Here is a 22,214-nt window from a genome sequence, read left to right on the forward strand (position 1 = left end):
GAGAGCCATGAATGCACACGCAGGAACCGTCCGGGGCAAAGAGCGCTATCGATCAGGCGTGATGGAATACAAGCGCATGGGCTATTGGGAGCCTGATTACACGCCGAAGGACACCGACGTCATCGCGCTGTTCCGCGTGACGCCACAGGAGGGCGTGGACCCCATCGAGGCGTCAGCGGCTGTTGCCGGCGAATCCTCGACCGCGACCTGGACGGTGGTGTGGACCGATCGCCTGACCGCAGCGGAGAAGTATCGTGCGAAGTGCTACCGCGTCGATCCGGTGCCCGGCACGCCGGGCTCATATTTCGCTTACATCGCCTACGACCTCGATCTGTTCGAGCCGGGCTCGATCGCCAACCTGTCTGCCTCGATCATCGGCAACGTGTTCGGCTTCAAGCCGCTGAAGGCGCTGCGTCTGGAGGACATGCGCTTCCCGGTCGCCTATGTGAAGACGTTCCAGGGGCCGGCGACCGGCATCGTGGTCGAGCGTGAGCGGCTCGATAAGTTCGGCCGGCCGCTGCTGGGCGCGACGGTGAAGCCGAAGCTCGGCTTGTCCGGGCGCAACTATGGCCGCGTGGTCTACGAGGCACTCAAGGGCGGGCTCGACTTCACCAAGGACGACGAGAACATCAACTCGCAGCCCTTCATGCATTGGCGTGACCGCTTCCTCTATTGCATGGAGGCCGTGAACCGGGCGCAGGCAGCTTCCGGCGAGGTGAAGGGCACGTATCTGAACGTCACCGCGGGCACGATGGAGGACATGTACGAGCGCGCGGAGTTCGCCAAGGAGCTCGGGTCGGTCATCGTCATGATCGACCTCGTGATCGGCTACACGGCGATCCAGTCTATGGCCAAATGGGCGCGTCGCAACGACATGATCCTGCATCTGCATCGCGCCGGTCACTCGACCTATACGCGGCAGAAGAGCCACGGCGTGTCGTTCCGCGTCATCGCGAAGTGGATGCGGCTCGCCGGCGTCGACCACATCCATGCCGGCACGGTGGTCGGCAAGCTCGAAGGCGATCCCAACACGACGCGCGGCTATTACGACGTCTGCCGCGAAGACTTCAACCCGACCAAGCTCGAGCATGGCCTGTTCTTCGACCAGTCCTGGGCGAGCCTGAACAAGATGATGCCGGTCGCCTCCGGCGGCATCCATGCCGGCCAGATGCACCAGCTGCTCGACCTCCTCGGCGAGGACGTCGTGCTGCAATTCGGCGGCGGCACCATCGGCCATCCCATGGGCATTGCGGCTGGTGCGATCGCCAACCGCGTGGCGCTCGAAGCGATGATCCTCGCCCGCAACGAGGGGCGCGACTACGTCCATGAAGGTCCGGAGATCCTGGCCAGGGCGGCCGAGACCTGCACACCGCTGAAGGCCGCGCTCGAGGTCTGGAAGGACGTCACCTTCAACTATGAATCCACCGACACGCCGGACTTCGTGCCGACCGTGCTGGAAACCGTTTGAGGAGTATTGACATGAAACTGACCCAGGGCTGCTTCTCGTTCCTGCCTGATCTGACCGACGACCAGATCTATAAGCAGGTGCAGTATTGCCTGACCAACGGCTGGGCGGTGAATATCGAGTTCACCGACGATCCGCATCCTCGCAGTACCTATTGGGAGATGTGGGGCCTGCCGATGTTCGACCTCCAGGACGCTGCCGGCGTGATGATGGAGCTCGCTGAATGCCGCAGGGTTTACGGCGACCGCTACATCCGCATCAGTGGATTCGACTCCAGCCATGGCTGGGAATCGGTGCGGATCTCGTTCCTCGTCAACCGCCCGCCGCAGGAAGCCGAGTTCGAGCTCGTGCGGCAGGAGGTGGGCGGACGTGCGATCCGCTACACCACCGTGCGCCGGCCGGCAGCGCACGCGTCGACGTAGTCACTCCTCTCCGCGCGGAGCACTCCCTGCTCCGTTTCCTTGGCGGACCACTGCTTCGCCGCTCCCCCCGCGGCGAAGCCCTTTTCTTCGAGGTGCCGATGCTTGATGTCCCTCATGCGACGACCGCTGAAACGAGCGAGACCAGTTTCGATCTCCGCAAGGAGGCCGAGGCGGCCGGGATCACCGACACGCTGCAGCAGCTCGAGCAGGAGCTGATCGGCCTCCGGCCGGTCAAGAACCGCGTGCGCCAGATCGCGTCACTGCTGCTGATCGAGCGCATCCGCCAGCGTGCAGGCCTGGCATCGTCGCCACCGACGCTGCACATGTCGTTCACCGGTAATCCCGGCACGGGCAAGACCACGGTGGCGCTGCGCATGGCGAAGATCCTGCATGGTCTCGGTTTCGTGCGGCGCGGGCAGGTGATCTCGGTGACGCGCGACGATCTCGTCGGCCAGTATATCGGCCATACCGCGCCGAAGACGAAGGAGATCTTGAAGAAGGCGATGGGCGGCGTGTTGTTCATCGACGAGGCCTACTATCTGCACCGGCCCGACAACGAGCGCGATTACGGCCAGGAGGCGATCGAGATCCTGCTCCAGGTGATGGAGAACCAGCGCGAGGACCTGGTCGTGATCCTTGCCGGCTATGGCGAGCGGATGACGAGCTTCTTTGCCTCCAACCCGGGCTTTCGTTCGCGCATCGCCCATCACATCGAATTTCCGGATTATGCCGAAGCCGAGCTGCTGGTCATCGCCGAGCTGATGCTGAAGGAGCGCGGCTATCGCTTCTCGGTTGCGGCACGCGAGGCCTTCGAGAAATACATCGAACTGCGCCGGACCCAGCCGTTCTTCTCCAATGCGCGTTCGATCCGCAACGCGGTCGACCGCATCCGCCTTCGGCAGGCCGATCGCCTCGTGTCTGATCTCAACCGGATGCTCGATGTCGTCGATCTCGAAACGATCGATCCGACGGATGTCCTTGCGAGCCGCGTTTTCAGCGGCGGTGCGGACGCGCAGAGGAGTGCGAAGCCATGACGGGAGAAATCCTCATCGCGCCTTCGATCCTGGCCGCAGATTTCGCGCGCCTCGGTGAGGAGATCAGGGCTATTGATGCTGCCGGCGCCGACTGGATCCACTGCGACGTCATGGACGGACATTTTGTGCCGAACATCAGCTTTGGCGCCGACGTCATCAAGGCGATCCGGCCGGCGACGGCGAAGATCTTTGACGTGCATCTGATGATCGCGCCGACCGATCCCTATCTGGAGGCGTTCGCAAAGGCAGGCGCCGACGTCATCACGGTTCATGCCGAGGCCGGCCCGCATCTGGACCGCTCGCTCCAGGCCATCCGCGCGCTCGGCAAGAAGGCTGGTGTCAGCCTGTGTCCGGCTACGCCGGAAGCTACAATCGAATACGTGCTTGATCGTCTCGACCTCGTGCTGGTGATGACGGTCAATCCCGGCTTCGGCGGCCAGTCCTTCCTCGACTCCCAGATCGAGAAGATCAGGCGCATTCGAAGCATGATCGGCGGCCAGCCGATCCGGCTCGAGGTCGATGGCGGCATCACGCGCGACAATGCCGCCGCCGTGGCTGCCGCGGGCGCCGACACCCTCGTGGCCGGATCGGCCGTGTTCCGCGGCAAGAGCAGCGCCGACTATGCGGGCAACATCGCCGCCATCCGCGCTGCTGCGGAAGCCGGCAGGGTTCCGAAGCTGCAACATGGTTCGGCGCAGACGATCCGGGCCGGCGAGACCGCGCTCGCCCGGTAGAATACGGCAGACAGGCATGGCAGAGCCGGCGTCGCGCTGGTTGTGCCATGGCGCGCCGTTCCGTCCGAGGTTCTACAGGGCATGCCGCACAGAGCAGCGGGCCTTCCTCGCGCGAGAGGACAATCTCATCGGGTGGCCGGAATCGATCGAACGGTATCTTGATCTGATCGGCATCTCCGTCGCGCGCCGGCGCTAAGCCTCGCCAATGAGTTCCACGTGGAGTTCTCCGATAGGAACCAATGGGGGCCTGCGCGTTTCCCAGACGTTAACCCAGGTTGCGCGGGGTGCCTCGCACGCAGTAAATGTTTTGCATAACCGCCATCGGCCTGACGTAAATCAGGGCAATAAGCTCAGTGAATGCGAGGGAGAGTCTCATGGAGAACGTACGTCGCTACCGGGCGCTGGCGTCTCTCTGTCGTCAGCAGGCGGCCTATCGGCCGCTTCAGAACTGGCAACTCCTTGGCCAAGCCGAACATTTCGAATATCTCGCCGAGATTGCGCTGAAGGCGCATTTCGATGCGTGCAATGCGCAGCCCGAGGACGACGCCATCGCCACCGCGCCATTTGAGACCCCCGCCGCGGCGTGAGGGTGTCCGGCGATCAGAGCAGGCCGCGGCTTTCGGCGCTCTCCAATTCGTCCATGAGTCCCGTGTTTTCGTAACGCGCGAGCGAAAGAACACCTGCGAAAGCGGGCGAGGGGGCGCCGACCACAGCCCGCGCGCATAGATCGCCGGCTGCGCAGGCAGACATCGTCCCGTAACCCGACAGCGCCGCCGTCAGGAACACGCTCGACGTCCTGGCGGCGCCGATCAGCGGCCAGTTTTCCTTCGTCATCGGATAGAAGCCGCCGTAATGCACCCGGTCGCGGGGCAGGGCGCCGAGGTATTGCCGGAGCGCAGGCTGCAGCCGGCTTGCGGCGCGGAGCACGATCTCCGGGAAATAGGGATTGAGCTCGGGTTCGCGGGTCGGCTCGGACGGGTCTGAGTTGAAGGCCCAGCCGAGCTTGATCCATTGGCCGTGATCGCCGCCGTCGGGGCGGCAATGAATGCTGCCCGGCATTGGCTCCAGCAGCCGGGCCAGTTCCGGCGCGGCCGCCAGCACCTCGCGTTCTTCCGGTGACCAGGCGAGCGTCTGGCCGTCGAGATCGATTGCAAAGGGCATCTTGCGGTCGACGGCACGATTGCGGTCGACGAAGGCGATCTTCTGCTGAAGCACGTTGTGCATCGGGAGCTTCTCGCCATGCATCGCCGAGATATTCGCGGCAAACGGGCCCGCCGCATTGACGATGATATCGGCCTTGATGGTCTGGCGCTCGCCGTCGGCGATGACGTCGACCAGAAACCGGTCGGTCCTGGCGATGCCGACCACGCGCGCCTGCTGAAACTGCGCTCCCAGCGGGCGCATCGTCTCCAGCATGTACTGGCCAAGTTGCTGGCCGCTGATGTCGCCGGCCCGGCGGATGTGAAGCGCGGTCGCAACCTCCTTGTCGAACGCCGGGTAGTAACGCTGAATGAGATCGTGGCCGCGCAGCACATCGACGCCGTCGGGTGCGGTCTGCCAGTCCGCCGACAGCGGAGGTAGATAGGTCTGGCTCGTGCCCTCGTGCTCACGGATCAGTTTTGAGGCCGAAGCACCGTAGCCGGCATGCAATTGCCGCAGCAGCTCGTCCGGTTGGTCATCGCGCGTCACGAGGAGGTAGCCGCGCCGCGTCATGTGGATGCGGTTGTCAGTGCGGCGCGCGATGTCCTCCATCAAATCGGTGCTGTGGTCGGTAAACGCGGCCATGGTCGGATGCGGCCACCAGTTGCGATAGTTTTCGCCGGATTGCGCAGATGTCAGCGCCATCGGCTGGCCTTCGTCGACGATCAGCAGGCGCGAGCGCTTGTGCTCGACGGCGAGGTAATAGGCCGTGGCAAGGCCTGCCATGCCGGCGCCAATGACCAGGATTTCGACGTCATTCGTCTTCAACGTACTCTCCTCAACTCGGCGAGACGATCCGTCTTGGGATCAATCCATCTTGTTCCGTGATGCTTGGCGCTGTGCCGATCGCAGCGTCTTTTGCGTCTGCACGATGTGCTCGCGCAGCAGGCGCACGGCCCTCTCGACTTCGCCGTCGCGGCAATATTCGAGCAGCTGATAGTGCTCGCGCTGCGGCCGATCCTTTCCGGTCGCGCGCGACACGAGGGCGCGGGTGAAGCGGCCGACATGGCCGTAGTTCGCCTCGATCATCGCAAGCAGACGGGGGCGATTGCAGGGTGCGTAGAGCGCCTTGTGGAAGCGCCAGTTGAAAGCGCCCCATTTTTCCGGATCAGGCTCCTCGTCGTATGAGCGCAGAATTGTCCTGGCGTCGTCGAGATCGACCTCGCCCATTGCCGGGATGGCGAGGCGCAGCGCGTGGCATTCGAGCGCAATGCGGATCTCGAGCAGCTCCACGACCTCGTCGATGGAGAGATCGGAGACGACCGCGCCGCGGTTGGGCAGGAATGTCACGAAGCCTTCGGCTTCGAGCTGCCGGAGCGCTTCCCTGACGGGGATGCGGCTGGTCCCGAATTTCTCGGCGAGCTCGTCCTGCCGGAGCTGAATGCCGGGCGCCAGTTCGCCCGCGCTGATCGCGCGCCGCAGCGCCTCGCGCACCGTGTCGGGCGTCGAGCCGTGACTGCTGCCACTGCGTTGCTTTGCCACTGCTCCCGATTTCATCCGGCATCTCGTTGCGGTTGGCCTCAAGCTGGATTGTATAAAATCATTTTGTAGATTATGCAATCACATGTATAAAATATCGCGTGATTGTATCCATTGCAGGAGTAGGGCCATGAAGACCATGAAGAGGCTGTTGTCTTCGCTGATGTTTTTGACCGCGGTCGTGGCGCCCGCGCTGGCCCAGACGCCTGGCGGGACGCTGGCCAAGATCAAGGGTGTTGGTGAGATCCGGCTCGGCCATCGCGACGTCTCGGTCCCCTTCTCTTATCTCGACGACAACCAGAAGCCGGTCGGCTTCGCGATGGATCTGTGCGCGCGGATCGTCGATGCGGTGAAGGACGAACTGAAGCTCCCGACGCTTCAGACCAGGCTGCAGCCGATCCAGCTCAGCACGCAGATCCCGCTGATCGAGAACGGAACCATCGACATCGTCTGCGGTCCCGCCACCAACACGCTGGAGCGCCAGAAGGTGGTGGCGTTCAGCAACACCATTTTCGTTTCGAGCATCCGCGCTGTCGTCCGGAAAGACGCACCGATCAAGACGTTCGAGGATCTCAAGGACAAGCCGGTTGCGCTGACCACCGGCTCGACGTCGATCACCTTGCTGCTGGCACGCAGCCAGGAGAAGAGGTTTGAAGTCAAGCAAGTGCTGTCGCCGGACCACGCCGCGTCGTTCCTCGCGCTCACCACCGGCCGCAGTGACGCCTTCGTGATGGACGACATCCTGCTCGCGGGGCTGATCGCGAGCAGCCAGACGCCGGATAATTGGCGGATCATCGATGACAGTCTGCGGACCGAGCCCTACGGGCTGATCATCCGCAAGGGCGATCCGGACTTCAAGGCGCTGGTGGACAAAACGCTCGGCGCGATGATGAAGAACGGTCAGTTTGCTGAACTCTATGCGAAATGGTTCACGAAGCCCATTCCGCCGAAGAACGTGAACCTGAACTTCCCGATGCCGGCGCCGCTCAAGGATGCGGTCGCCAATCCCAACGACAGGGGCGTGTGATCGGTCCGTCGCCGATCAATGCGACATCAGCGTCGGGACCGTCATGGCTTCCAGCATGGCGCGGGTGACGCCGCCGAGGAAGCGTTCCTGCAACCGTGAGTGGCCGTAGCCGCCCATGACCAGGAGATCGAGGCCCTCGTCGGCGGCCAGCGACAGGATGGTCGGCTGGATGTCGGCGCGCGCTGCCGACAGGCTGACCGTGCGGGTCGACAACCCGCGCCGGCCGAGGTGTCTTGCCAGATGGCTTGCCGAGACCTCGTCGCGAACGGCGTCGGCTTCGTTGATCGTGATGATCACGATCTCCTCCGCGCGGGCCAGGAGGGGAGCGGCGTCGCGCATCGCGCGGGCGGCGAGGCGGCTGCCATCCCAGCAGATGCCGATCCGGTTCGCCTTGAATGAACCGCGAAAGGTGTAGGGCAGGAACAGCACCGGTCCGCCTGCCTGGAACAGGATCTCGCCGGGCATATCATTGTCGAATGAGCCTTGCGCCGGATCGGGCTGCAGCACGATGCTGAGATCGTGGAGCCGCGCCATCTCGCCGAGCGAGCCGGCTGCATCCGCCGGGATTGCGCCGAGCGGGTGGCAGGTGCAGGAGATGCCGGCGTTCCTGGCTTCGCTCTGAAATATCGCCAAGGCGGCCTCGGCGCGCTCCACCGCGCGCTCGCGCTCCATCTCGAACACGGCCGCTACGGCGGCTCCGCCATCCAGGACGTAGGCAGTGCTGCTGGCGATGTACCCGACAGCGACGGCGTCGACGTGTGAGTTGAGTTTCGCCGCGAGCGCGATCGCGCCGTCGATCACCGCGTGCATCGGGCGCTCGGTCGGGATGTGGACGAGAATGTCTTTGTACATGGCGTGCCTCCAATGGACATCATCCAGTGGCGGCAGTCTATCACGGCGCACGTGGCCCGTGTTGAGCCGCATCAAATATGCAGCCCTGATTTTCGCTGCACCTTTGCCAAGATTTAATCGGGCGGACGGGACGCCGTAAGGTGACGATGTCCATGTTGGGTGCAAGGCGACTTACCCAACATGGACATTTCGACATGAACGACCGCGTCAATTCCGACACCACCACGTCCCGCAAGATCTTGAAGCCGCGCCGGCTTGCGCTGCTGGGCACCGTGGCCGCGCTTGGCGTGGCCGTGCTGGCTGCCTCTCCCGCTTCGTCGCAGTTCGGTCTGAACTCCTTCGTCGCGCCGGCCCAGGCCGCGGAAGCCGCCGCGACCCCGCCGGGCTTCGGCGATCTCGTCAGCAAGGTCAAACCCGCCGTCATCTCGGTGCGGGTCAAGATCGACCGGGACAATGACAAGAGCGCAATGCTGCAGCAGAACCGGATGGATTCGGACGAGGATTCGCCGTTCGACCAGTTTTCGCGGCAGTTCGGCTTCCGCGGCCCGGGTGGCATGAACGGCATGCCGCGCCAGCGCCACCAGGTGATCACGGGCGAGGGTTCCGGCTTCTTCATCTCCGCCGACGGCTATGCCGTGACCAACAACCACGTCGTCGATCACGCCGAGTCGGTGCAGGTGACCATGGACGACGGCACGAGCTACACCGCGAAGGTGGTCGGCACCGATCCGAAGACCGATCTCGCGCTGATCAAGGTCGATGGCAAGAAGGACTTTCCGTTCGTCAAATTCTCCGACCAGAAGCCGCGGATCGGCGACTGGGTGGTCGCGGTCGGCAATCCCTTCGGCCTCGGCGGCACCGTGACCGCCGGCATCGTCTCGGCCAGCGGTCGCGACATCGGCAACGGTCCCTATGACGACTTCATCCAGATCGACGCGCCGATCAACAAGGGCAATTCCGGCGGTCCGGCCTTCGACATGAACGGCAACGTGATCGGCGTGAACACAGCGATCTTCTCACCCTCCGGCGGTTCGGTCGGTATCGGCTTCGACATTCCGGCTTCGACCGCGAAGCTCGTCGTTGCGCAGCTGAAGGACAAGGGCTCGGTCACCCGCGGCTGGCTGGGTGTGCAGGTGCAGCCGGTGAGCGCCGAGATCGCCGACAGCCTTGGCCTCAAGGAGGCGCGCGGCGCGATCGTCGACAACCCGCAGGACGGCAGCCCTGCGGCGAAGGCCGGCATCGAGGCTGGCGATGTCATCACCGCCGTCAACGGTACCGCGATCAAGGACTCCCGCGATCTCGCCCGCACCATTGCCACCCTGGCGCCGGGCACCTCCGTAAAGCTCGACGTCTTCCACAAAGGCGAGAGCAAGACGGTGACACTCGCCCTCGGTGAGTTGCCGAACGAGCGGCAGGCCAAGGCCGGCGAGGGCAAGGCGCAGCCGAACACCGGCACGCCGCGCCTCGGTCTCAGCCTGGCGCCGGCCGGCGACGTTCAGGGCGCGGGCCAGAAGGGCGTCGTCGTGACCGATGTCGATCCGCAGGGACCCGCCGCGCAGCGCGGCATCCAGACCGGCGACGTCATCCTCAACGTCGGCGGTAAGGCCGTCGCCAATGTCGGCGACGTCCGTTCCGAGCTGGCGCAGGCCAAATCGTCCGGCAAGAACAGCGTGCTGTTGCAGGTGAAGGGCGCGGAAGCGACGCGGTTCGTCGCGGTGCCGCTGGCGTAGCCTCGCGCTTCCGGCGGCAAACTCAAAAGGCGGCCTGCGGGCCGCCTTTTTCGTGCGCGTCTGGAAGATTCCCACAGGTGTCGATAACATTCTCGTTAACGGCAGCGTTGATGACGGGTTCGTCCGAAAAAGCCGCGTTCGCTCGTCACAGTTCAGAATCGCGTGTTGGGCTTGGGCGTCAATGAAGACGCCCGAGCGAATTGCAGGAGTATAACTTCGAACGCCCGGCCTTCTTGTGGAACCGGTGGTTCGCATTTGATCGGTGCCGACATGGATCGATTGAAGCTCTCGCTGAGGTGTGCGCTGCTTGTGGCGCCGCTTGTCCTGACGACCGGAAGCGCCCTGGGGCGCGACGATGGCCGCTACGCAAACTCGCCCCTGAAACCATGGTTCGACAGTCTGCGCAGCCATCTCGGGCCCTGCTGCTCGGATGCAGATGGCTTTGCTGTATCCGACCCCGATTGGGAATCGCACGATGGGCACTATCGCGTGCGGCTCGACGGGCAGTGGGTGGACGTGCCTGACGAGGCCGTCATCACCGAGCCAAACCGGGCTGGCCACACCATGGTATGGCCGGTGAAGACTGCGTTCGGGATTTCGATCCGCTGCTTCATGCCGGGCAGCATGATCTGACCCGGATCGGCGTTACCGCTTGCTGGATTTGCGCTTCGAGGTCTTCTTCGTTGCCTTGGTCGTTTTCTCGGCCGTCTTCTTCTTGGACGTTTTCCGCTTCGAGGCCTTCTTCGGGACCTTCTTACCCTTTGCGCGCGCTTCCGACAGGCCGATTGCTATCGCCTGCTTGCGACTCTTCACGCGTCCGCCACGACCGCCGGGGCCGCTTTTCGCGGTGCCCTTCTTGTACCGGCGCATCTCGCGCTCGACATCACTGCTGGCGCTGCGTGAGTAGCGGCGTTTCTTTGCCTTGCGTGCCATCAACTCTCTCCCTCGGCCCGGGGGAAAGAACCGCATCACTGACCCAACGTTCCAACGGCGCTGGCCGCGCTCCTCAGAAGGAGTTCGCCAACTCGATCTCGTCTTCCAGCGCTCGAATGCGGCGCGCAGCCTCAGTGGAGGACAGAGCCCGATCGTATTGAGCGGGCTGATAGGCCTCCTCGCTCAGACGCTTCAGCCTTAGCCCCTGCGCGCGCGTCATCTGCTCCGTGAGGAAAACCCTGGCGTCGTATTTACCCTGAACCTGCATCTGGCCTCTCCGTTCCCAAATCGTGACTTGACTATATGTTCTTATTTTGTTCTAACAAGCCATGGACAACAGAATTAATGAAATTCGACGCAAAATCAGCGCCTTGAGGCTCGAAATGGCAGACATCGAGGTGTCTGTGCGCGACCTCGTCGATCGCGACCGTGACTGCACAGAAAAGGCCCTGGCGCAGATGGATCTGCGCCGGAAAATCAACCTGCTGATCGGCGAATGGAAGGCGGCAGGTGGAGGCGATGTCTTGCCTGACGTCCGCGAGCGGGTACGCCTTCGTCCTGCAACGACATCCGGCAATCCGCTGCGCGTGATCGCGCGCCGCTGAGAATTTTGGGAGCGTGCAGTGGAGGAAGACCCGGACACGTACCGGATTCTAAAACTGCGCGCCGAAATTCTCGAACTCGGCTCCGCCATCCGGCAATTGCAGCGCGAGGGTCTCGACGATGCCGCAGCCCAGCTCCTGATTGCACGCAAACGTGCACAGCTCGAGCATCTCGTGAAGGCGAATGCTGCGGGACGGCCGCTCTAGCGATGTGACGCTGGAAGGACTCCCAATCCAGCTCCAGGCTCCAGCTCCAAAGTGAGAGGCCCCGCGTTGCCGCGAGGCCTTTGATTATCGGCGCCGGAGCTCACTTGGTGTTGCTCATGCCGCCCTTGTTGTTCGTCATGGTGCCGCCTTGGTCGGAGCCCGGGCCAGAACCACCTTGACCGGAGGGATCAGCGCCCTTTGAGGACTTGGTGTTGGCGCCCGTGGTTTGCGACGAGGACATCGCGGATCCATGCTTGGCCTTATGCGACTTGGCCTGCGCGGCGAACGGAGCGGCGGCGAGGCCGGTTGCCAACATCACGGTGAGAGCGAGCTTGGTGGTTTTCATGCGCGGGAACTCCCTGAGCTAAATTGACGCAGGCAGCCAACCGTCATTTGCCGCAGGAGTTCCGAACGAAAGCGTCCGGTGTGCATCACGCGCGCTTCAAAATTCCTTGTCCTCGGCGAGGATGAACACGAGGCCCGTGAGCGTTGCGCCGATCGCGAACGTCGTCACCAGTGTGATGATGAAGACCATGGCGGCCGAATGTCCGCCGTGGTTCAGCAGATTTGCGACCGTCGGATTGAACAGGACGAGGGCGAGACCGAAGGCAAGGCCGAGGGCCGCGCCCATCATCGCATGCGTCATCAACTTGATGGCGCCGGTCGGGGAGATGAGGCTCGGCGACTTTTTCCCGCGCATGGAACCGCCTCGCGGTGTGGCATAAAACGCGCGCGACGATTGCGGGTTCCATTGTCATGACGATTTTGTCATTCCCCGCTTCATCCGACGTTCATGGCGGTCTTGCGAGGATGAATGCCATCAACACGGGAACATTCGATATGGGTAAGGTCGTCTTTCTCTATCGCTCACTGGCCTATCGCAACGCGGCTGCGGACATGCTGCGCAAGGCGCGCAAGCTGCCGCGCGGCGCCGAGCGGAGCGCAGCCCGCCGTTACGCGCGGGCGCTGCGCGAGCTTTCGCAAACGGAAGCCTGGCTGGAAGGACGGGTCGCTGACGAACCGCAGGCGATGCCGCGCATGAGGGTCGCTGCGGCGCGCTAGAGCAGTATCGGTTCTGAGTGAATCAGGGCCGAAGCTCCAGATTCTTGTCGTTACGCGCGAACCGGAGCCCACCTCGCGCGCAAGCGCTCTAGCCTGAGGCCCGTTGAAGGGGGCCGGACGGAGCCGCGTCGAACTTGCTCGCGGCCGACGGCGCTACGGTCTTCCGCGTCAGCGGCACCTCGAGCCGGCACAACAGCCCTTCGGCACGCCAGTCGAACTCCGCCTGTCCGCCGAGTTGCGATTCCACACTGGCAAGCAGGCTCCGCGTGCCGAAGCCACGGGATTTCGGCGTCCTCACCAGCGGACCGCCGGTTTCGTCCCAGGTCAGTGTGAGGTGGTCGTCCTCGACCTGCCAGCCGATCGCGAGCCGCCCCGACCGCGTCGAGAGCGCGCCATATTTCGCCGAGTTGGTGAAGAGCTCATGCAGCGCCAGCGCCAGTGTCTGCGCTGTCGCCGGCGCCAGCTGAACTTCCGGACCGGCCAGTTTGATCTGGCCGCCGAGCGAGTAGGGCGCGAGCTCCTCGTCGATCAGCCTCGAGAGCTCGGCGCCCTGCCAGCTCGACAGCGACAGGATCGTGTGCACGCGCGCCAGCGCGTTGATGCGCCCCTCGACGGCGTTGACGTAAGCCTTGACCTCGTCGGCGCGGGTGAGGCGCACGATCGATTGCGCCAGCGCCAGCGCGTTCTTGGCGCGATGATCCACCTCACGGGCTAGCAGGTTTTGTCTCTCTTCCGCGCGTTTGCGCTCGGTAATGTCCACGGTGACGCCGCTGACGCGCACCACGCGGCCGCTTTGGTCCACCGTCGCGGCTGCCGTGCCGACGCACCAGCGCACCTCGCCATCGGGCCGGCTGACGCGAAACTCGCCTTCATAGGCGTGCGCGCCGGTATTGAACGCGGCAATCGCCTTGCTGAACTGGTCGACGTCATTGGGGTGCAGCAGCGCCTGGATGTTGGCCGAGGTGACATTGAAGGTCTCCGGCGTCACGCCGAAGATGCGGTACTGGCCTTCGTCCCACATCCAGTCGCCGTTGACCCAGTCCCAGTCCCAGGATCCCATCTTGCCGGCGGCGATCGCCATGCTGCGTCGCTCTTCGCTCTCGCGCAGCTTCGCGGTGGAATTCTCCAGCTCGGCCGTGCGCGCGCGAACGCGGTCCTCGAGCTCCTGGTTCAGGCGTTCGAGCTCGCGCGTCTTGCGGTAGAGTTCGGCAAACACCTTGATCTTGGCGCGCAGCACCTCCGGCACCACAGGCACCGGCACGTAGTCGACCGCGCCCATCTCGTAGCCGCGCAGGCGGTCAATGTCGCTTACCTGAATGGCCGAGATGAAGATCATCGCGGTCTTCTGGAAGCGCGGATGCTCCCTGATCATCGCGGCCAGCTCAAAGCCGTCGAGCTCGGGCATGCAGACGTCGACCAGGATCACCGCGATCTCGGTCTTGAGCAGCACCTCCAGCGCCTCGCGGCCCGATGATGCGATCACGAGGTTCTCGCCGAGTTCCTTCAGGATCACCTCGTAGGCGAGCAGCTTGGCCGGCTGGTCGTCGACGAGGAGGATGTTGACCTTTTCGTGGTCCATTCGCGGATCCAAACTCAACGATGCAGCCACATGCGGATTGCAAGCAGCAATTGATCGGTGTTGACGGGTTTGGCGAGGTAGTCGGACGCACCGGCTTCCAGGCATTTCTCACGGTCGCCCTTCATCGCCTTGGCTGTCAGCGCGATGATCGGAAGGCGGGCGAAGGCCGGATTTTCGCGAATGACGCCGATGGTCTGATAGCCATCCATCTGCGGCATCATGATGTCCATCAGAACGATGGCAATCTCCGGATTGGATTCGACCAGCGTCACCGCCTCGCGACCGGTCGTGGCCGTCAGCACCTTCATGCCCCGCCGTTCCAGGACGCTCGACAGCGCGAAGATGTTGCGGGCGTCGTCGTCGACGAGCAGGGCGGTCTTGCCGATCAGGTCTTCGTCGGAACTGTTCAGCTTCTCCAGCATGCGCTGCTTCTCGATCGGCAGTTCCGTGATCACGCGATGCAGGAACAAGGCGGTCTCGTCGAGCAGGCGCTCCGGCGATTCCACGCCCTTGACCACGATGCTGCGCGCCATGGTGTGGAGTTCCGCATCTTCCTCCGCCGAGAGCTCGCGGCCGGTGAAGACCACCACCGGAACGTTCGACAGGCTCTCGTCGTTGCGGATCTGGTCCAGAACTTCGAAGCCGCTCATGTCGGGAAGCCGCAGGTCGAGCACCACGCAATCGCAGGGCGCCTCGCGCAGCGTCGAGAGCGCGCCGGCGCCGGTATCCGTCGTCACGATCTCGATGTCGTCGTGATGCAGCAGTTCGCGGATCGAAAGCTGCTCGGCCTCGTTGTCCTCGACGATCAGGAGCCGCTTGCGCCTGGGACGCGCATATTCCTTGATCTGCGTCAGCGCGGCTGAGACGCCCTCGGTCGTGGTCGGCTTGTTGACGAAGGAGAAGGCGCCGCGGGCCAGCGCATGCTGCCGGTCCTCGTCGAGCGTGATGATCTGCACGGGGATGTGGCGGGTCAGCGGATTGTGCTTGAGCTGGCTCAGCACCGTCCAGCCCAGCATATCAGGCAGGAACACGTCGAGCGAAACGGCCCGCGGCTGGTACTGCTTCGCAAGCTCCAGCGCCTCCGCGCCACGCGCGGCGACCAGAACCTTGAAGCCCTTGTCGCGGGCGAGATCGACCAGCACGCGCGCATAATGCGGATCGTCCTCGACGATGAGCAGGATGGTATCGCCGGGCTCGAGATCGAGCCGGTCGTCGGCAATCTGCTCGATGACGCGCTGCTGTTCCGGTGCAGCCGCTTGCAACGCCGGTGGCTGACTGTACTGCTGCGGCGCGGGCGCACGCGGCGCAAGCGTCGGGCCGGAATATTTCAGCGGCAGATAGAGCGTGAAGGACGAGCCCTTGCCGGGCGCGCTGCGCAGATGGATCTCGCCGCCGAGCAGGCTCGCGAGCTCGCGGCTGATCGCAAGTCCGAGACCGGTGCCGCCGTATTTGCGGCTGGTGCCGGCGTCCGCCTGCTGGAACGCCTCGAAGATCAGCTTCTGCTTCTCCAGGGGAATGCCGATGCCGGTGTCCGTCACCTCGAACGCGATCACGGCCGGCGCGGAGTTCAGCACGGGGTGATCAGTGCCCCAGCCACCGACCGCGGCGACGACCTTCAGGCGCACCTCGCCCTCGGCGGTGAACTTGAAGGCGTTGGAAAGCAGGTTCTTGAGGACCTGCTGCAGGCGCTTGGAGTCGGTGACGATGCTGCGTGCAAGGTTCGGGTCGACGTCGATCTTGAACGACAGGTTGCGGTTTTCCGCCTCGTGCCGGAACGGCCGCCCGACGGTTTCGAGCAGGTTCGCGGTCAAAATCTCCTCGGCGTCGACCGTCACCGTGCCGGATTCGATCTTGGAGAGATCCAGGATGTCGCTGATGAGGTTGAGCAGGTCGGTGCCGGCGCCATGGATGGTGCGGGCGAACTCGACCTGCTTGGCCGAGAGGTTGCCATCCGGATTGTCGGTGAGCTGCTGTCCCAGGATCAGGATCGAATTCAGCGGCGTGCGCAGCTCGTGGCTCATATTGGCGAGGAATTCGGACTTGTACTTCGAGGTCAGCGCGAGCTCGGTCGCCTTTTCCTCCAGCGCGCGGCGGGCCTGCTCGATTTCCTGGTTCTTGCGCTCGACCTCGACGTTGCGCTCGGCGAGCTGCTGCGCCTTCTGCTCGAGCTGGTCGTTGGTCTGCTGCAATTCGCGCTGCTGGGTCTGAAGCTCCCCGGCAAGCTGCTGCGACTGCTTGAGCAGGCCTTCGGTCTGCATCGTCGCCTCGATCGAGTTGAGCACGATGCCGATGGAGTCGGTAAGCTGCTCGAGGAACGTCATCTGCGAGGTCGTGAAGAAGGTCAGCGAGGCGAGCTCGATCACCGCCTTGACCTGGCCTTCGAACAGCACGGGCAGAACGACGAGGTTCTTTGGCGCGACGCGGAACAGCGCCGAGTTGATCGGCACCACGTCGGGTGGAATATCGGCGATGACGCGCGGCCGTCTATCGAGGGCGCATTGGCCGATCAGGCCGTCGCCGAGCGGGAGCACGCGCTGATAGGGATAGACGCCGTCGCCGGCATAGGAGGCGAGCAGCAGGAGCCGCGGATTGTCCTCGTTCTCGACCTGGTAGATCACGCCGGTATGGGCGTTCACCAGCGGCGACAGCTCGGTCAGCAGCAGCCGGCCGACGGTGGTGAGATCGCGCTGGCCCTGGAGCATGTTGGTGAACTTGGCGAGGTTGGTCTTCAGCCAGTCCTGCTCGGTGTTCACGTCCGTCGTCAGACGGAGGTTCGTGATCATCGTGTTGATGTTGTCTTTGAGCTCGGCGAGCTCGCCGCGAGCATCGACCTGGATCGACGGGGTGAGGTCGCCCTTGGTCACCGCGGTCGCGACTTCCGCGATCGCGCGCACCTGCGAGGTGAGGTTGGCCGCGAGCAGGTTGACGTTCCCGGTGAGGTCCTTCCAGGTACCGGCCGCGCCGGGCACATCGGCCTGACCGCCCAGCCGTCCTTCGACGCCGACCTCGCGCGCCACCGACGACACCTGGTCGGCGAAGGTCGCGAGCGTCTCGGTCATGTTGTTGATGGTGTCGGCGAGCGCGGCGACCTCGCCCTTCGACTTCACGGTGAGGTTCTGCTTGAGGTCGCCGTTGGCGACCGCGGTCACCACCTTGACGATGCCGCGGACCTGCTCGGTGAGGTTCGCCGCCATGAAGTTGACGGTGTCGGTGAGGTCCTTCCAGGTGCCGGCCACACCGGGCACCTGGGCCTGGCCGCCGAGCTCGCCTTCGGTGCCGACTTCGCGCGCGACGCGGGTGACTTCGCCGGCAAACGCGTTGAGCTGATCCACCATGGTGTTGATGGTGTTCTTGAGCTCGAGGATTTCGCCCTTCACGTCCACGGTGATCTTGCGGGACAAGTCGCCGCGCGCGACCGCGGTGGTGACCTCGGCGATGTTGCGGACCTGCGTCGTGAGGTTCGCCGCGAGCAAATTGACGTTGTCGGTGAGGTCCTTCCAGGTGCCGCCGACGCCGGGCACGACGGCCTGACCGCCGAGCCGGCCTTCGGTGCCGACCTCGCGCGCGACGCGGGTCACTTCGGCGGCGAAGGAGCGGAGCTGCTCCACCATCGTGTTCAAGGTGTCCTTGAGCAGCAAGATCTCGCCGCGCACGTCCACCGTGATCTTCTTCGACAGGTCGCCGCCGGCGATCGCGGTCGCGACCTCGGCGATGTTGCGGACCTGGGCCGTCAGGTTGGAGGCCATGAAGTTGACGTTGTCGGTGAGGTCTTTCCAGGTGCCGGCGACGCCGGACACCTCGGCCTGACCGCCGAGCTTGCCTTCGGTGCCGACCTCGCGGGCCACGCGCGTGACTTCGCCGGCGAAGGCGTTGAGCTGGTCCACCATGGTGTTGATGGTGTTCTTGAGCTCGAGGATTTCACCCTTCACGTCAACGGTGATCTTGCGCGAGAGGTCACCGCGCGCCACGGCGGTGGTCACTTCGGCGATGTTGCGGACCTGGGCGGTGAGGTTGCCCGCCATCGAGTTCACGCTGTCGGTCAAATCCTTCCAGGTGCCGGCGACGCCGGGCACGTTGGCCTGGCCGCCGAGGCGGCCTTCGGTGCCGACCTCGCGCGCCACGCGCGTCACCTCGCCCGCGAAGCGGTTGAGCTGGTCGACCATCGTGTTCAGCGTGTCCTTGAGCTGAAGGATCTCGCCGCGGACGTCCACCGTGATCTTGCGTGACAGGTCACCGCCGGCGATGGCGGTCGCGACCTCGGCGATGTTGCGAACCTGCGCGGTGAGGTTGCCCGCCATCGAGTTCACGGAGTCGGTCAGGTCCTTCCAGGTACCGGCGACGCCGGGCACGTCGGCCTGGCCGCCGAGCTTGCCGTCGGTGCCGACCTCGCGCGCGACGCGCGTGACTTCGCCGGCGAAGGCGTTGAGCTGGTCCACCATGGTGTTGAGCGTTTCCTTCAGCTGAAGGATTTCGCCCGACACGTTCACGGTGATCTTCTTGGACAGGTCGCCCTTGGCGACCGCGGTTGCGACTTCGGCGATATTGCGGACCTGGCCGGTGAGGTTCGAGGCCATCGAGTTGACGGAGTCAGTGAGATCTTTCCAGGTGCCGCCGACGCCGCGCACGACGGCCTGACCGCCGAGCTTGCCTTCGGTACCGACCTCGCGCGCGACGCGCGTGACTTCGCCGGCGAAGGCGTTGAGCTGGTCCACCATGGTGTTGATGGTGTCCTTCAGCTCCAGGATTTCGCCGCGCACGTCCACGGTGATCTTCTTCGACAAGTCGCCGCCGGCGACCGCCGTCGTCACCTCGGCGATGTTGCGGACCTGCGCGGTCAGGTTCGACGCCATCGAGTTGACGCTTTCCGTCAGGTCCTTCCAGGTGCCGGCGACGCCGAGCACGTTGGCCTGGCCGCCGAGCCGTCCCTCGGTGCCGACTTCGCGCGCCACGCGCGTGACTTCGCCGGCGAAGGCATTGAGCTGGTCCACGCAGGTGTTGAGCGTTTCCTTCAGCTGAAGGATCTCGCCCGAGACATTCACCGTGATCTTCTTCGACAGGTCGCCGCCGGCGATCGCGGTCGCGACGTCGGCGATGTTGCGGACCTGCGCGGTCAGGTTCGACGCCATGAAGTTGACGTTGTCGGTGAGGTCCTTCCAGGTGCCGGCGACACCGGGCACCTGGGCCTGGCCGCCGAGCTTGCCCTCGGTGCCGACCTCGCGCGCCACGCGCGTCACTTCCGAGGCGAAGGAGTTGAGCTGGTCCACCATGGTGTTGATGGTGTCCTTCAGCTCCAGGATCTCGCCGCGCACGTCCACCGTGATCTTGCGCGACAGGTCGCCGCGCGCCACGGCGGTCGTCACGTTGGCGATGTTGCGGACCTGGGCGGTGAGGTTGCCGCACATCGCGTTCACGGAGTCGGTCAGGTCCTTCCAGGTGCCGGCGACGCCGGGCACGATCGCCTGGCCGCCGAGCTTGCCGTCGGTGCCGACCTCGCGCGCCACGCGCGTCACTTCGGAGGCGAAGGAGCGCAGCTGGTCCACCATCGTGTTGATGGCTTCCTTGAGCTGAAGGATCTCGCCGCGGACGTCGACGGTGATCTTCTTGGACAAGTCGCCGTTGGCGACCGCGATCGTGACCTCGGCGATGTTGCGAACCTGGTTGGTCAGGTTGTTCGCCATCGAGTTGACGCTCTCGGTCAGATCCTTCCAGACGCCGGTCACTTCCGGCACCTGGGCCTGGCCGCCGAGCTTGCCTTCGGTGCCGACCTCGCGCGCCACGCGCGTCACCTCGGAGGTGAACACGCCGAGCTGCTTGATCATGGTGTTGACGATGGTCGCCGACTGCAGGAATTCGCCGCGTAACGGGCGGCCGTCGACGTCGAGCTTGACGGTCTGGAGCAGGTCGCCTTGCGCCACCGCGGCCACCGCGCGCGTCACTTCGCGCGTCGGCCACAGGAGGTCGTCGATCAGCGTGTTGACGGAGCCTTCCATGTCGGCCCAGGAGCCGCTGGCGAGGCCGAACTTCACGCGCTGGCGGGTTTTGCCCTCGCGTCCCACGACCTGACCGACCAGCTCGAGCTGCTGCGCCATGCGCTGGTTGGCAGCGATGATTTCATTAAAAGTGTCGGCGATTTTGCCGTCGATGCCGAGATAGTCCCCGCTCATCCGCACCGAAAAATCGCCGCTCCGCATGGCCTGCAAGGCGAGCAGCAATTCCGGCCGCGAATCCGGGTCCGACATACCGTTGGTTTTTGGCTTTGGGACGCGACGACCGGAGCGTGATGCAGTTCCGGGATCGAGGTCGCTCATACTGATTCCCCCGCAGCGTCGGCCGAATCCAAGGCGTGACGCAGTTGTCAAAATAGAGCGTCAGCCAAATTCGAAATCAAGCGCCAACGCTGCAGCGCTTGGAATTGGAACCTGCCGTGCTCAGCCCGGCCAAAATAACGGTGAGGAGTGACGATGGTTCCATCCCGGTCAGGAAAAAGCCGGCCGGATGCTGGCCTTGTGGCCGGCGCCAGAGCTCCCAGCCGTCCCAGGAGAGGGAGGCTGGCGCGCCTAGCGGGCGCGGCGCGATGACCGGCGACCCCGCAGCAAGCTCCGCCACGTCACGCGCTGATTCGCTGACCACGGGGACCGCGACCAGATCGAACCCCGGCGGCAGCGGCACCTCGACCTCGGGCGGCAAGGACGACAACGGCGACGCCGGCGGGGACAAGATGCCCGAGAGTAACCGTACGGTGCGGCCGGAGAGCGAACAGCATCACCCGGAGGACAAATAGGGCTGCTATTTGTCCGCCATGGTGCGCTCCGCATCTTTCACCTGCGTGCGCAGCATCGGCAATTGCTCGCGCGCGAAGGCGGCGAGGGCAGGATTGTCGGGCGCTTTCAGATAGCGCTCGAGCAGGCTGATGGCGGAGTCGTATTCGGGGATTTGCGCGGCATAGAAGCTTCTGACGTAGGTTGGTCCATCCGCGTTTTCGGGTTCGACGAGGCTTGCGCTCACCGACGTCGTCTTGCCGGCGTGCGGCTCCGCGCCGATCGCGTCCTGAATCTGCTTCAGGGTCTTGTCGCGCTTGCCTGCCTCCTCGGCGCGCAGGGCCGCGAGATTTTTCACCTCCGCATTGCCTTTCAGGTCGGTGCTCTCCAGCAGGCCCTGCTGGAAACGGCTGAAGCTGTAGAGGCCGGTGATGACATCGGTTGCGGTGGGCACGTGGTCGCCGGTCGTTCGCTCGCCCGTACTGTCGGCGAACGCCGAGGTGCTGACGAGAGCCAGGATGATCGCGACGAGAATCCTCATGTATCTCCAATGACCGATGGCGCGCGAAGTTCCCCGGCGTTACCATCCGGTAAGGGCGGTTGCGGAGCGGGAGTTCCGTTCCCAGATCTTCTGCATGAAACAGTCTGACATCTTCAGGGATAACGCCGACAACTGCCTTCAGCTCGCCGAGCGTGCGGAAGGGCAGCCCGCCCACAAGCGCTATTTGCGTATGGCGGATGCCTGGACGGCATTGGCGAACGAGCAGGACTGGCTGGACGGTGAAATCCCGCCCGTAAAGGTCCGCGTCCTTCGAACGCAGGATGCGTGAACGCTCTCATCTTCGTGAATCTGCGTGTGAGACCGCTCACGGAATGCAAGCAACCAATCCAGGATCATCCACGAACAGTCGATCGCGCTGATTTTGATTCCAGAAGGAGGTTTTGCGATGGCTCCACGTCTGGCTCTTCTTTCGCTCATTCTCGCCTTTGGCGTTTCGGTCGCGTTCGCGACAGTGACGACAGTGCGGCAGGTGCATCTGGAGAATGCATCGGCGGCGATCCACGCCACGCATAGTTAGCGCTGCGGGCCTCGCACGCTGGAACATTCGTTGTGCCGGCGCGTAAGCGCT

Annotated in this window: 24 protein-coding genes; 14 read left to right on the forward strand and 10 right to left on the reverse strand. The window is 64.2% G+C overall.

What is annotated here, in order from left to right; translation table 11 throughout:
• Positions 1–7: 7 nt before the first annotated feature.
• The 5 genes from AB7008_RS14610 (at position 8) to AB7008_RS14630 (ending at position 4,242) form a co-directional block, all read left to right on the forward strand.
• On the forward strand, positions 8–1,468 hold the full coding sequence (locus AB7008_RS14610; RefSeq protein WP_264622086.1) for a form I ribulose bisphosphate carboxylase large subunit: 1,461 nt from the start codon (positions 8–10) through the stop codon (positions 1,466–1,468).
• An 11-nt stretch (positions 1,469–1,479) separates the two neighbouring features.
• On the forward strand, positions 1,480–1,887 hold the full coding sequence (locus tag AB7008_RS14615; RefSeq protein WP_014497270.1) for a ribulose bisphosphate carboxylase small subunit: 408 nt from the start codon (positions 1,480–1,482) through the stop codon (positions 1,885–1,887).
• A 98-nt stretch (positions 1,888–1,985) separates the two neighbouring features.
• A complete protein-coding gene (gene cbbX, locus AB7008_RS14620) occupies positions 1,986–2,921 on the forward strand; it encodes a CbbX protein (protein WP_441258953.1) in 936 nt (311 codons plus the stop codon).
• The gene (gene rpe, locus AB7008_RS14625; RefSeq protein ID WP_441258954.1) at positions 2,918–3,655 is read left to right on the forward strand and encodes a ribulose-phosphate 3-epimerase; all 738 of its coding nucleotides are present in this window, start codon (positions 2,918–2,920) and stop codon (positions 3,653–3,655) included. Before cbbX ends, rpe begins: the two co-directional genes overlap by 4 nt.
• 374 nt (positions 3,656–4,029) lie before the next feature.
• Positions 4,030–4,242 carry a hypothetical protein gene (locus AB7008_RS14630; RefSeq protein ID WP_028148245.1) on the forward strand — a complete coding sequence of 71 codons (213 nt, stop codon included), beginning with the start codon at positions 4,030–4,032 and terminating at the stop codon, positions 4,240–4,242.
• A 13-nt stretch (positions 4,243–4,255) separates the two neighbouring features.
• Here the strand turns inward: AB7008_RS14630 and AB7008_RS14635 are convergent, their stop codons facing one another.
• Positions 4,256–5,623 carry an NAD(P)/FAD-dependent oxidoreductase gene (locus AB7008_RS14635; protein ID WP_441258955.1) on the reverse strand — a complete coding sequence of 456 codons (1,368 nt, stop codon included), beginning with the start codon at positions 5,621–5,623 and terminating at the stop codon, positions 4,256–4,258.
• A gap of 39 nt (positions 5,624–5,662) precedes the next feature.
• A complete protein-coding gene (locus tag AB7008_RS14640; RefSeq protein WP_304493133.1) occupies positions 5,663–6,352 on the reverse strand; it encodes a GntR family transcriptional regulator in 690 nt (229 codons plus the stop codon).
• A 112-nt stretch (positions 6,353–6,464) separates the two neighbouring features.
• Here AB7008_RS14640 and AB7008_RS14645 point away from each other — a divergent pair, with 112 nt between their 5' ends.
• On the forward strand, positions 6,465–7,361 hold the full coding sequence (locus AB7008_RS14645) for a transporter substrate-binding domain-containing protein (RefSeq protein ID WP_304493134.1): 897 nt from the start codon (positions 6,465–6,467) through the stop codon (positions 7,359–7,361).
• A gap of 15 nt (positions 7,362–7,376) precedes the next feature.
• On the opposite strand, the gene AB7008_RS14650 is transcribed toward AB7008_RS14645, so the two are convergent.
• Complete coding sequence (locus AB7008_RS14650; protein ID WP_304493135.1) at positions 7,377–8,213, reverse strand: universal stress protein; 837 nt, start codon at positions 8,211–8,213, stop codon at positions 7,377–7,379.
• Between the two features lie 194 nt (positions 8,214–8,407).
• On the opposite strand from AB7008_RS14650, the gene AB7008_RS14655 reads away from it, so the two are divergent.
• Together AB7008_RS14655 and AB7008_RS14660 are read left to right on the forward strand one after the other, a co-directional pair.
• Entirely contained in the window at positions 8,408–9,943 is a 1,536-nt protein-coding gene (locus AB7008_RS14655) for a Do family serine endopeptidase (RefSeq protein WP_304493136.1), read from the forward strand.
• Positions 9,944–10,213: 270 nt separating this feature from the next.
• Entirely contained in the window at positions 10,214–10,576 is a 363-nt protein-coding gene (locus AB7008_RS14660; protein ID WP_028148242.1) for a hypothetical protein, read from the forward strand.
• Positions 10,577–10,588: 12 nt separating this feature from the next.
• Here AB7008_RS14660 and AB7008_RS14665 read toward each other — a convergent pair whose 3' ends face one another.
• Together AB7008_RS14665 and AB7008_RS14670 are read right to left on the reverse strand one after the other, a co-directional pair.
• The gene (locus tag AB7008_RS14665) at positions 10,589–10,876 is read right to left on the reverse strand and encodes a DUF6496 domain-containing protein (RefSeq protein ID WP_304493137.1); all 288 of its coding nucleotides are present in this window, start codon (positions 10,874–10,876) and stop codon (positions 10,589–10,591) included.
• A 73-nt stretch (positions 10,877–10,949) separates the two neighbouring features.
• On the reverse strand, positions 10,950–11,144 hold the full coding sequence (locus AB7008_RS14670; protein ID WP_028158100.1) for a DUF3072 domain-containing protein: 195 nt from the start codon (positions 11,142–11,144) through the stop codon (positions 10,950–10,952).
• Positions 11,145–11,259: 115 nt separating this feature from the next.
• On the opposite strand from AB7008_RS14670, the gene AB7008_RS14675 reads away from it, so the two are divergent.
• Both AB7008_RS14675 and AB7008_RS14680 read left to right on the forward strand, forming a co-directional pair.
• Positions 11,260–11,481 (forward strand): hypothetical protein, encoded by a 222-nt coding sequence (locus AB7008_RS14675; RefSeq protein WP_014497261.1) that lies wholly within the window; start codon positions 11,260–11,262, stop codon positions 11,479–11,481.
• 18 nt (positions 11,482–11,499) lie between these two features.
• Positions 11,500–11,685 (forward strand): hypothetical protein, encoded by a 186-nt coding sequence (locus AB7008_RS14680; RefSeq protein WP_014497260.1) that lies wholly within the window; start codon positions 11,500–11,502, stop codon positions 11,683–11,685.
• A gap of 100 nt (positions 11,686–11,785) precedes the next feature.
• On the opposite strand, the gene AB7008_RS14685 is transcribed toward AB7008_RS14680, so the two are convergent.
• Together AB7008_RS14685 and AB7008_RS14690 are read right to left on the reverse strand one after the other, a co-directional pair.
• Positions 11,786–12,031: a hypothetical protein gene (locus AB7008_RS14685; RefSeq protein WP_028158099.1), complete on the reverse strand. Its 246-nt coding sequence runs from the start codon at positions 12,029–12,031 to the stop codon at positions 11,786–11,788.
• Positions 12,032–12,127: 96 nt separating this feature from the next.
• Positions 12,128–12,385 carry a hypothetical protein gene (locus AB7008_RS14690; protein WP_441258956.1) on the reverse strand — a complete coding sequence of 86 codons (258 nt, stop codon included), beginning with the start codon at positions 12,383–12,385 and terminating at the stop codon, positions 12,128–12,130.
• 56 nt (positions 12,386–12,441) lie between these two features.
• Between AB7008_RS14690 and AB7008_RS14695 the strand changes: the two genes are divergently transcribed.
• A complete protein-coding gene (locus tag AB7008_RS14695) occupies positions 12,442–12,747 on the forward strand; it encodes a hypothetical protein (RefSeq protein ID WP_245285707.1) in 306 nt (101 codons plus the stop codon).
• Positions 12,748–12,835: 88 nt separating this feature from the next.
• Here the strand turns inward: AB7008_RS14695 and AB7008_RS14700 are convergent, their stop codons facing one another.
• Together AB7008_RS14700 and AB7008_RS14705 are read right to left on the reverse strand one after the other, a co-directional pair.
• On the reverse strand, positions 12,836–14,326 hold the full coding sequence (locus tag AB7008_RS14700) for an HWE histidine kinase domain-containing protein (RefSeq protein ID WP_304493139.1): 1,491 nt from the start codon (positions 14,324–14,326) through the stop codon (positions 12,836–12,838).
• 14 nt (positions 14,327–14,340) lie between these two features.
• A complete protein-coding gene (locus tag AB7008_RS14705; protein WP_028158095.1) occupies positions 14,341–20,634 on the reverse strand; it encodes a HAMP domain-containing protein in 6,294 nt (2,097 codons plus the stop codon).
• Between the two features lie 266 nt (positions 20,635–20,900).
• Between AB7008_RS14705 and AB7008_RS14710 the strand changes: the two genes are divergently transcribed.
• Positions 20,901–21,107, forward strand: coding sequence for a hypothetical protein (locus AB7008_RS14710; RefSeq protein ID WP_304493140.1), 207 nt, complete (start codon positions 20,901–20,903; stop codon positions 21,105–21,107).
• Positions 21,108–21,112: 5 nt separating this feature from the next.
• On the opposite strand, the gene AB7008_RS14715 is transcribed toward AB7008_RS14710, so the two are convergent.
• Positions 21,113–21,625, reverse strand: coding sequence for a DUF4142 domain-containing protein (locus tag AB7008_RS14715; protein WP_441258957.1), 513 nt, complete (start codon positions 21,623–21,625; stop codon positions 21,113–21,115).
• A 94-nt stretch (positions 21,626–21,719) separates the two neighbouring features.
• Between AB7008_RS14715 and AB7008_RS14720 the strand changes: the two genes are divergently transcribed.
• The gene (locus AB7008_RS14720; RefSeq protein WP_304494142.1) at positions 21,720–21,914 is read left to right on the forward strand and encodes a hypothetical protein; all 195 of its coding nucleotides are present in this window, start codon (positions 21,720–21,722) and stop codon (positions 21,912–21,914) included.
• Between the two features lie 117 nt (positions 21,915–22,031).
• Positions 22,032–22,163, forward strand: coding sequence for a hypothetical protein (locus AB7008_RS14725; RefSeq protein ID WP_256376429.1), 132 nt, complete (start codon positions 22,032–22,034; stop codon positions 22,161–22,163).
• The last annotated feature ends 51 nt before the right edge of the window (positions 22,164–22,214 follow it).

Origin of the sequence: Bradyrhizobium sp. 521_C7_N1_3, from assembly GCF_052075975.1 — a bacterium.
GTDB lineage: Bacteria > Pseudomonadota > Alphaproteobacteria > Rhizobiales > Xanthobacteraceae > Bradyrhizobium > Bradyrhizobium japonicum.